This is a genomic window from Bacillus sp. EKM202B (assembly GCF_011066025.1).
GTDB classification, from domain to species: Bacteria; Bacillota; Bacilli; order Bacillales; family Bacillaceae_G; genus Bacillus_A; species Bacillus_A toyonensis.
The window spans coordinates 1-448 of record NZ_JAAMNK010000105.1; the positions used below are offsets into that span (position 1 = coordinate 1).

The window sequence follows — 448 nt, forward strand, 5'->3', positions numbered from 1 at the left end:
ACTGCAAATTGATTTTGAATGGTTGTAACATAATTTTCAAAGTAGCTATGATATTTTATAGCTCTCGTATCAATTGCGGTAAAATTTGCTGCATGCATAGGTTGAGTAGCATCTGTAAAGTAGTGCGTGGCTACTCCTAAGTAATAGAAAGCTTTTTCATAGTCCTTATTTCGTAAATGTTCTCCAGATTCATAAAAGTATTTCTTACCTTGTGTAAGAGCCGTTGGATTTGTTTCTCCTCTATAATTTTCTTTAGTATCAGGATCATAAAAATGAGATTTCCATCCGCCTTTAAAAACGCCACCTATTCCTGTACCACCATCGTTAAACTCTGCATTATAATCTGCATCATATAATCCTTTAGAAAATAAATCTTTATATTGTGGATAATTTAAAAAGTCCACAGCCTGCTTATTTGCTTCAATATTAGATTCTGTTTTCATAATTT

Annotated in this window: 1 protein-coding gene; it reads right to left on the minus strand. The window is 32.1% G+C overall.

Annotation, left to right across the window (positions count from 1 at the left end; all coding sequences use genetic code 11):
• Positions 1 to 448, minus strand: a 448-nt coding sequence (locus G9F74_RS29525) for a zinc dependent phospholipase C family protein (protein ID WP_185157066.1), incomplete at both ends; no start/stop codon positions are given.